This window comes from Trebonia sp., from assembly GCF_030042015.1.
Lineage (GTDB): Bacteria > Actinomycetota > Actinomycetes > Streptosporangiales > Streptosporangiaceae > Trebonia.
Window position 1 is genome coordinate 1 of the sequence record NZ_JASIAL010000337.1, and the last position, 9,757, is coordinate 9,757.

At 68.1% G+C, this 9,757-nt stretch carries 7 protein-coding genes; 3 read left to right on the forward strand and 4 right to left on the reverse strand.

All coding sequences use genetic code 11. From position 1 onward, the window contains the following. Positions 1–426 (reverse strand): hypothetical protein (locus Q1N79_RS18095; RefSeq protein ID WP_300610391.1); only part of this gene is annotated, 426 nt, incomplete at its 3' end. 368 nt (positions 427–794) lie between these two features. Here Q1N79_RS18095 and Q1N79_RS18100 point away from each other — a divergent pair. Next, complete coding sequence (locus Q1N79_RS18100) at positions 795–3,113, forward strand: protease pro-enzyme activation domain-containing protein (RefSeq protein ID WP_300610393.1); 2,319 nt, start codon at positions 795–797, stop codon at positions 3,111–3,113. 246 nt (positions 3,114–3,359) lie between these two features. On the opposite strand, the gene Q1N79_RS18105 is transcribed toward Q1N79_RS18100, so the two are convergent. Both Q1N79_RS18105 and Q1N79_RS18110 read right to left on the reverse strand, forming a co-directional pair. After that, a complete protein-coding gene (locus Q1N79_RS18105; protein WP_300610395.1) occupies positions 3,360–4,736 on the reverse strand; it encodes an aspartate aminotransferase family protein in 1,377 nt (458 codons plus the stop codon). Continuing rightward, positions 4,721–5,200 carry an Lrp/AsnC family transcriptional regulator gene (locus Q1N79_RS18110; protein WP_300610396.1) on the reverse strand — a complete coding sequence of 160 codons (480 nt, stop codon included), beginning with the start codon at positions 5,198–5,200 and terminating at the stop codon, positions 4,721–4,723. Before Q1N79_RS18110 ends, Q1N79_RS18105 begins: the two co-directional genes overlap by 16 nt. 213 nt (positions 5,201–5,413) lie before the next feature. Between Q1N79_RS18110 and Q1N79_RS18115 the strand changes: the two genes are divergently transcribed. Then, positions 5,414–6,847: an aminobutyraldehyde dehydrogenase gene (locus tag Q1N79_RS18115; RefSeq protein WP_300610398.1), complete on the forward strand. Its 1,434-nt coding sequence runs from the start codon at positions 5,414–5,416 to the stop codon at positions 6,845–6,847. 421 nt (positions 6,848–7,268) lie between these two features. On the opposite strand, the gene Q1N79_RS18120 is transcribed toward Q1N79_RS18115, so the two are convergent. Then, on the reverse strand, positions 7,269–8,957 hold the full coding sequence (locus Q1N79_RS18120) for a tannase/feruloyl esterase family alpha/beta hydrolase (RefSeq protein ID WP_300610401.1): 1,689 nt from the start codon (positions 8,955–8,957) through the stop codon (positions 7,269–7,271). 543 nt (positions 8,958–9,500) lie between these two features. Here Q1N79_RS18120 and Q1N79_RS18125 point away from each other — a divergent pair. Then, positions 9,501–9,757, forward strand: a 257-nt coding sequence (locus Q1N79_RS18125) for a crosslink repair DNA glycosylase YcaQ family protein (protein WP_300610403.1), incomplete at its 3' end; no start/stop codon positions are given.

Genomic DNA, 9,757 nt, shown 5'->3' on the forward strand with positions numbered 1-9,757 from the left:
CGGCGGCGCTCCCGCGGCCGGCGGTCCGGGGTCGGGCGGACCAGTCGTTCCCCTCGGCGGCCGGCCTCGGCGGCGGTGGCGCCTGATCGCGGCCGCCGCGGCCGCGGTCATCGTCGTGGCCGGGGTCGCGCTAGGGTTCGGCCTGTCCTCGGCGGGGTCGAAGAACCCCAACTCGGGTCCGTCGCCGTCCCTGCTGCCCAGCTCGGGACAGGCGAAGAAACCGTCGCCGACCCCGACCCCGACGCCCAAGCCGACGAACACGGGCGCGAGCGGGCTCGGGCGCAACATCGGCGGCGGCAAGAAGCCGAAGCCAACGCACTCCCCGACACCGACACCGACGACCGCGCCCCCGGCGCCGACCACGGCCCCCCCGGCGCCGACGACGCCGCCGGCCCCTGCACCGACGACACCGTCGCCCGCACCCAAGCCGACGCCTGCGCCGCCATCGCAGTCGATTTCCACATGGTCCGGCGCCAGCTACTTCAACTGCTCGAACCTCGGGTCGATCGGGTCCATTCCGGGTGGTACGCCTGCGTCATTCATTTTCTACAACAACAGTTCGGCCAGTATCGGCGTCTATGAAATTAACTCTAGCGACGGCGTCGACTACGTAACCTCGGTTGGGGCGCATGGGTCGTACACCGCCAGCGTCGACACCGACCAGGACTGGATGGTCGGCAATTCCGGCGGCAGCTGTCTGGGGATCCTCAACATCACCGGCAGCGGCTCCGTCTCCGTCTCTTAACTCTGGCTAATTCTCATCGCCAAAGGCAACAAGCATAAAGGAGCGGGTCGTGCGGCTACTCGGCAAGCCAATCCTGGCGCTTTCCGCGGGTGTTATCGGACTGGTCGGCGCCCTCGCGGGCGCCGCGCCCTCGGCGGCCGCACCCGCCGCCGCCAGCTTCGGCGCGCCGCTGGCCCTGACGGCCAGTGCCGCGCCCCGCCTGCCGCTTGGCGCGACGCTGCTTGGCGCCGTCCCGGCGCAGCAGACGATGCACCTGGACGTCACACTGACCATGCGGGATCAGGCGGGTCTTGAGGCGCTGCTGAACGGCCTGTCGAACCAGAACTCGCCGTACTTCCGCGACTTCCTGACGTCCGCGCAGATCGGCGCGATGTTCGGCCCGACGCTTGGGCAACTGGCAGAGGTGGAGAACGCGCTTCGGGCGGCGGGCCTGACCCCGGGGCAGGTCGAGCCCAACCGGCTCGCGATCCCGGTCACCGCGACCGCGGCCCAGGTGGAGCAGGCGTTCGGGATACGCCTGCTGAGCTACCGGCTGTCAGGAGGCCGGATAGCCTACGCGAACGCGACCGCGCCGCATGTGGGGGCGGTCGTCGCGCCGCTGGTGTCCGGCGTGCTCGGGCTTGACGACCTGTACCAGCTGCAGGACATGGCCGAGCACGTGACCGCGCCGGCCGCGCCGGCCGCCAAGCCGGCGGCGGCGGTGCCGGCTCTTGAGGGCCCGCAGCCCTGCCTGGCCGCCGGCGACGAGGCGGTGAAGTACGGTTCCTACACCGCCAACCAGATCGCCGAGCACTACGGGCTCGCGGCGCTGTACACGATAGGCGACCTCGGGCAGGGCGTGCACGTGGCGGTGGCCGAGTTCGAGCCGAACCTGGCCAGCGACATCAGCGCGTACGAGGCCTGCTACAAGATCCACACCACCGTCCACTGGCGGGCGATCGACGGCGGTGTCGGCACTGGCGCAGGAACGGGGGAAGCGGCGCTGGACATCGAGCAGATCGCGAGCCTGGCGCCAGACTCGGTCATCGACGTCTACCAGGTGCCCAACACGATCAGCGACTTCTTCGACATGTTCAACACGTTCGTGAACACCGGTGACGACAAGGTGCTGAACGTGTCGTGGGGATTGTGCGAACCGGACTTCAGCAGTACGCAGATCAGCGAGATCTCGACGGCCATCGAGCAAGCGGATGCCGAAGGCAAGACGATCGTCGCGGCGGCGGGGGACGCCGGCTCCACGGACTGTTACGGCGGCACGACGGACGCGACCACCCTGGCCGTCGACTCGCCGGCCAGCTCGCCGTACGTCGTCGCGGTCGGCGGCACGCATGTCGCCAGTGACGCCCCGCTGTCGCCTGAGACCGTGTTCAACGAGTCGATACCCGTCACCGAGGGCGGCAGCGGCGCCGCCGGCGGCGGCCTGTCCACGGTGTGGTGCATGCCCTCCTACCAGTACCAGTCCACCATCCCTGGCCTGGACAACCCCACCTATTCGGAGTCCAACTCGTCCTGCAAGGGGACCACCGCGGGCACCAACGCGAAGGGGCTGGTGCGGCAGGTGCCCGACATATCCGCCGACGCGGACCCCTACAGCGGTTACGTCATCTACTTCGACGGCGCCTGGGTAGGCGGCTGGGGCGGGACCAGCGCGTCGACAACGGTCATGGCGGCCATCGCCGCCCTCATCGACGCCTCGCCTTACTGCGTGGACTGGAAGACGGGAGACGCGGGCCTGCTGCCTCAGACGCTGTACAAGACCGTCGCCGCGCAGGAGGCCCTGGCGTACCCGGCGAGCGCCAGCCAGGTCCCTGCGGTCATCAGCGACGTGACCAGCGGCAACAACGACTACACGATCTCCGGCTACACCGGCGGCCTGTACCCGGCCACTCGCGGCTACGACATGGCCAGCGGACTCGGGGTTCCGCTGGTGATGGGCTTCACGTCAAACCTGCAGGCCAGCGCCTACTGGTCGGGCCTCGCCTCGATGATGTGCCGTACGCTCGCTCCCACGGCCAACAGGTACCCGAAGGTCACCGGCGTCTCCCCGAAGACCGGCACGGCCGGGAAGTCGATCACCGTGACCCTGCACGGCTCCGGTTTCCTGGCGATACCGGGAGCGGACATCGCCAAGATCGTCACCGGCCCGCTGACCCACCTGAAGACGTACCTCTTGACCGCGCACTGCAAGTCCCTCACGGTGTGCACGGTGACGCTGCCGGCCCTGTCGGCGCGCACGGTCGACATCTCGATGTCGGTGGCCGCCTCGCAGTACTCGGCGTACAACAAGGGAGACCGCTTCACGTACGTCAACAAGAAGAAGACGCAGGCGCCGTCGACCGTCGACGCGGCGAGGTTCACGTTCACGTGACCGTTCCCGCGTATCTGCCGGGACCACGCTTACGGCGCCGAAGCCCGGACCCAGCCGCTCACGCCGCGGGGCGGATTCGCCGCCGCCCGGCAGCCCCGCGGCTGCGACTTTGCACACTCCGTGACCATTTAGCGGTCCGTTATGGGCGATTTGTCCATGCAAGGAGTGTGCGAAGTGGACGCAAGGGGCTGCTGTGGCCCAGGGAGGCGGGGTCAAGGCGGGGTCGAGGCCCAGGCCGGTGGCGCATCAGACCCGCGTCCACGCCTCCGTCAGCACCGAACGCAGGATCTGCTCGATCGTGTCGAAGTGCTCCTGGGTGCAGATCAGCGGCGGCGCCAGCTGGATCACCGGGTCGCCGCGGTCGTCGGCGCGGCACACCAGGCCGGCGTCGAACAGCGCGTGCGACAGGAAGCCGCGCAGCAGCCGTTCGCACTCGTCGTCGTCGAAGGTCTCCTTCGTGGCCTTGTCCTTGACAAGCTCGATGCCGTAGAAGTAGCCGGCGCCGCGGACGTCGCCGACGATCGGCAGGTCGAAGAGCTTCTCCAGGGTGGCGCGGAACGCGCCCTCGTTCGCGCGCACGTTCCCGAGCAGGTCCTCGCGCTCGAAGACGTCCAGGTTCGCCAGCGCGACCGCGGCGGAGACCGGGTGCCCGGCGAACGTGATGCCGTGCAGGAACGTGGCGTGGCCGGACAGGAACGGCTCCATCAGGTGGTCGCGGACGATCATCCCGCCAAGCGGCGAGTACCCGGAGGTCGCGCCCTTGGCGAAGGTGATGATGTCTGGCACGTACCCGTACCGCTCGGAGCCGAAGTAGTAGCCGAGCCGGCCGAAGGCGCAGATCACCTCGTCCGACACCAGCAGCACCCCGTAGGTGTCACAGATCGAGCGCACCCGCTGGAAGTAGCCGGGCGGCGGCGGGAAGCAGCCACCGGAGTTCTGCACCGGCTCAAGGAACACGCAAGCGACCGAGTCGGGGCCCTCCCGCAGGATGGCGCGCTCTATCTCGTCCGCGGCCCAGATCCCGAACTCCTCCTCGCTGGCGGAGGCGAAGGACGGTGCCCGGTAGAAGTTCGTGTTCGGCACCCGGACGCCGCCCGGCGGCAGCGGCTCGAAGGCGGCCTTGATGTCCGCCAGGCCCGTGACGGCCAGCGCTCCCATGGACGTCCCGTGGTAGGCGATGTCCCGGCTGAGCACCTTGTAGCGGCCGTGCTCGCCGCGCAGCTTGAAGTACTGCTTGGCGAGCTTCCACGCCGACTCGACGGCCTCGGAGCCCGACGTGGTGAAGAACACCCGGTTCAGGTCCCCGGGTGCCAGCGAAGCCAGCCGCTCCGCCAGCATGACCGCCGCCGGGTGCGCGTAGGACCACAGCGGGAAGTAGGCGAGCTCTGAGGCCTGCTTGGACGCGGCCTCGGCCAGCTCGGTGCGGCCGTGGCCGGCCATCGTCACGAAAAGGCCCGACAGCCCGTCCAGGTACCGCTTGCCGTGGTCGTCGTACACATAGGCTCCCGAGCCGCGCACGATTACCGGGATGTCGCCATCCCCGTAGGCCGACATCCGGGTGAAGTGCAGCCACAGGTGTTGCTTCGCAGCTTCCTGCAGGTCGAAAGTCATCGTGTTCCCCATGTGTAGGTCTGCTTGCGTAGCTTCAGGTAGACGAGCGTCTCTGTGGATGTAACGGACGGTACCCCGCGCACCCGGCTCAAAATCTCCAGCAGGTGGTCATCGTCCTCGCACACGACCTCGAGGAGCAGGTCAAACGACCCCGCGGTGATCACCACGTAGTCGATCTCGTCCATGCTCGCCAGGTCGTCCGCGACCTTCTCGAGGTCGCCGCCGCACTTGAGCCCGATCATCGCCTGGCGGCGGAAGCCGAGCATCAGCGGATCGGTCACGGCGACGATCTGCATGACGCCCGTCTCCTGCAGGCGCTGCACTCGCTGCCTGACGGCGGCCTCGGACAGCCCGACCGCCTTGCCGATCGCCGCGTAGGACTGCCGTCCGTCGGCCTGCAGCTGCTCGATGATCCGCTTGGAGATATCGTCGATGACGATCGTTCCAGCAGGACCGCCGCGCGCGCCGTGGGCCATGCGATCACATCCTTCGGGAGCGTCGGTCGCCGGTGAGCGGGGTACCGGTAGAACTTCATCGTGTCACGTTCGGCCGCGATGTCAACTGATTTCGTAGATTTTTGCTCAGATTGCTACTGATTCACTTGTCACAGCAATGCAACTCTGCGAAGCTCATCGCACAGGGTGAGATCGCGCCGCGTGCGAGCTCGTGCGGCCCAGAGGAGGCAGGGGATGACGCAGGCACCATTGCGTAACTTCGTGAACGGCAAGTACACCGACCCGCGGGACGGGAACTACAGCGACGTCGTCGACCCCAGCACCGGCGAGGCCTACGCCCAGGCGCCCGTCTCGTCGGCCGCCGACGTCGACGACGCCCTGCAGGCCGCCGCGGCCGCGTTCGAGACCTGGCGGGACTCCACCCCCGCCGAGCGCAGCCTGGCCATGCTGAAGTTCGCCGACGCGGTAGATGCCCGGGCGGAGCAGATCACCCAGGTCGAGTGCAAGAACACCGGCAAGCCGGTGGCGCTCACCCTGTCGGAGGAGCTGCCCCCGTCGGTGGACCAGCTGCGGTTCTTCGCCGGCACCGCGCGGGTACTCGAAGGCCGGTCCGCAGGCGAGTACATGAAGGACCACACCTCGATGATCCGGCGGGAGCCGATCGGCGTGTGCGCCCAGGTCACGCCCTGGAACTACCCGCTGATGATGGCGGTGTGGAAGATCGGCCCGGCGCTCGCCGCGGGCAACACGGTCGTGCTCAAGCCGTCCGACACCACGCCGGCCTCCACGCTCCTGCTGGCCGAAATCGCCAGCGAGTTCTTCCCGCCCGGCGTCTTCAACGTGGTCTGCGGCGACCGGGACACCGGCCGTGAGCTGGTCAGGAACAAGATCCCCTCGATGGTCTCGATCACCGGCAGCGTGCGTGCTGGCATCGAGGTCGCGCGCGCCGCCGCCGACGACCTCAAACGCGTCCACCTCGAGCTCGGCGGCAAGGCGCCGGTTGTCGTCTTCGACGACGCCAATGTCGCGGCCGCTGCCGAGGCGATCGCCGGGGCCGGCTACTTCAACGCGGGCCAGGACTGCACCGCGGCGACCCGCGTGCTGGCCGGGCCCGGCGTCTCCGCCGACCTGACCGCCGCGCTGGCCGAACAGGCCCGCGGCACCGTCACCGGCGGCCTTGACGTGGCAGACGCCTACTACGGCCCGCTGAACAACCCGAACCAGCTCGCCCGGGTCAGCGGATTCCTCGAGCGCGTCCCGTCGCACGCGACGGTCGAGGCCGGCGGCCGTGCGATCGCCGGCCCGGGGTACCTGTTCGAGCCGACGGTCGTATCCGGGCTGCGGCAGGACGACGAGATGATCCAGGACGAGATCTTCGGCCCGGTCATCACCGTGCAGCGGTTCAGCGACGAGGCGGAGGCGCTGAGCTGGGCCAACGGGGTCCGCTACGGGCTGGCATCCAGCGTCTGGACCAGGGACCACGGCCGCGCGATGCGGATGGCGCGCGGCCTGGACTTCGGCGCGGTGTGGATCAACACCCACATCCCGATCGTCGCCGAGATGCCGCACGGCGGCTTCAAGCACTCTGGCTACGGCAAGGACCTGTCCATGTACGGCTTGGAGGACTACACCCGCATCAAGCACGTCATGAGCTACATCGGCGACTAAACGGGCCGTGGCGAGCGCCCGGGTAACGGGGCTCGTGTCCCCTCGGCCCCGGTAGAAGGGGCCTGTGCCACACGCACCCCGCTTGGAGCGCGCCGGGGATGGGGGCACGTGTTCCCCGGCCCCGCCATTGCGTGCCCGGGGTGCGCTAGCTGCCCGGCCTGTCCCATCTGCCTCGCGGGTGCCGCAGATCGTGCTTCCCGGGCCGGGTGTCTTAACTTTGTCCGGGAGGATAAGGGGTTCGCGGGAGGAAGAGGGGGGCAGGGATGCACCCGATCCTCCCAGAAGCCCGGATGCTCCCAGATAATCCAGCAGGCCTACGCACCAGGGGACTCATCCGCACTACTGCTCGCACCCGCCTCATCGATCCTGCTGAGGGAGCGGGCCCCGCTCGTTGCGCACGAGCGGGGCCCACGTGATTCGGCTAGGTCGCCCTGCAGTCCAAGCCCTTGTTGTTGCACCAGATCATGGTGGTGTCGAATTTGCCGAGCCACGGTGTGGGCTGCTGCAGCGCTTGGCTGACCCTGCCCATGTAGCTCGAGGCGTCGCCGACATTCCCGTACCCCTTGTATGCCGGCAGCTCCGGATACGGGAACAGCGGGAGTTGCCGTACCTCCGCGGTCGTGGCGGGACCGCCCAGTGGCGGAACGGCGTCGGTCAGATCGCTGGCCGGCGAGGAGGGGGGCGGGGAGGAAGAAGTCGAAGGCGCGTACTCCGTGGCCACCAGGGCCTGCGGGGCAACGTGCCTCTCCGTCCACGCCACCACGGCGCCGAGACCGTTATAGGTGTCGGGGCCGTTGCCGCCGCAGTGACCGACGCCCGGCAGCAGGTAGTAACGGGCGAACCGTTGGGTAGCGGTGAGGCCACCCATCGCCTGCAGCACGGCCTGGTAATAGGCGATCGACGTGACCGTCGGGATCGACCAGTCGGCCTCGCCCTGCCACAGGATCAGCTTGCCGCCGGCCTTCTCGAACGGCTGCAGGTCGGGATCGGTCGCGTCCCAGAACGGCGCGAGCTTCTCGAGCTTGTCGAAATAGGCCTTCGTGAACGGCTCATCCGTGACGCCCTTCGAGCCGATGTCGGTCTCGAACGCGAAGTACTGCAGCCAGGCCGTGATGAACGTGGCCGGGGTCACCGTCCCGCCTGGCGTCAGCGGAAGGTTGGCGCTCGTCGGGTTGCTCCAGTCGAACTCGCTGCCGAGTGAATACCCGCCCGGATACAGGAGCTGTCCCTGGGAATCCACCGGCCCGTCCTGGACCTTCCTCACCACCGCGATCTGTGCCGCCGTCAGGCAGTTCGTCTTCAGGGTTGCCGAGCACTTAACCGAGTTGAGGTTGAACTTCTGCTCGCAGGCCCGGTAGTCGAGCATCAGCCCGACCTTCGGGTAGCACGCCTTCAGCGCGGCGTTCAGGACGATATCCGCCTCTGGCTGGTCCAGGATCGTCGACCCGGAGTAGTCAGCCTTGGTGTAGTTGGCCTCGAAGGTGTACTCGTGCAGGACGGAGTTGAGCTCCGTCATGATCGACGCCGGAGCTCCGGCCAGGACGCCGTTGAAGTCGGTCGGATAGCGCTGGATCTCACCGAGCGCCTCATGACCGCCCTGAGAGCAGCCATCGAAGTACGAGTACCTGGGCCCGATGCCGTAGAACTTCTCGGCCAGCCCCTTCGAAACCAACGCCACGTCGTGGTAGGACAAGTACGCGAAGTCGACGCGCTGCTGCGGGTTGCCGTACCAGCTGGTGCCGTTGCCGTTGTGCCCGTCGTCCTCGGCGGCCAGGACGAAGTAGCCGTCCGCCAGCGGCTTGTACCCGGTGGTCTCATCCGGAGCGATCGAGATGCTGCCGCACAGGCCGCCGCACCCGACCTGCAGATACCGCTGCCGCCAGGTGCTGATCGGCAGCAGGATCTCGAACCCGATGTACGTATTGATGTGCCCCGTGATCGCGCAGTACTTGGGTGAGCCCGGGGACGCGCTGGCCGTCTGGTACTCCACGATGTGGATGCTCTGGCCGTTGACCTTCGTGGTCTTGGCGAGCTGTGAACAGGACATCCTGGCCGGAATCACCGCCAGGTTCGCCATGTCAGAGTCGTCCTGGCCCGAAAGCGTCGGCACGTCCGCCACGCTGCGCGCAAGGGCCAGTTCGGCAGCTGTGGTTTGTGCGCTCGCGTCGGCTGCTGTGGCCGGGGCCGCAAGCGCCGCGGTTGAGGAGATGACCACCGCCAGGGCGGTAAGAAATGCCGGGGAGCGCTTGCGCTCGTTAGACCGTTTAAACGATCGCGGCAAACCCATCGTGCCTCCTTTACGTGGATCCGGATTGCTAGCGAGAAATCCGCCCCCCTGCGGTAGTGCGCGGTAGGTTCAGGGCTTGGTCGTGGCCTGCTTCTGCTTAACAGGAACGGGCCGCCCAGTAAAGGCCGGCCGTCCGCCCGCCGGACGGGCGCGCCGCGAACGCGCCCTGCTTATCCTGCAGGCTCGCCAGGATCCGGCCAACTCGTGAATGATAAGGATTCGGAAATCGCACGATCGGGGTTTCGGTACCAGATTCTCCGGGACATATTCGCGGCGTTACTTTGGCCGCTTAATTTCATCGTCGGAGGCGGCTGCAATTCGCAGTCCCACTGGCAGGTGATCGGCGCGGTCGCTTAGCCTCGTGGGATGAGCGTTCACGAGCTTTCGCGTGACGACGCGCGGCGGATCGCGGTGCGGGCGCAGCTGCTTGACAGCGTGCGGCCCGCCGGGCTGCTCGATGCGGTGCGGCGGCTGACGCTGCTGCAGCTCGATCCGGTGTCGGCGATCGCGCCGAGCGCCGACCTGGTGGCGTGGAGCCGGCTCGGGGCGGCGTACTCGCCTGCCGAGCTGGATGCGGCGCTGGAGAGCCGGGCACTGCTTGAGCTGCGGGCGATGATCAGGCC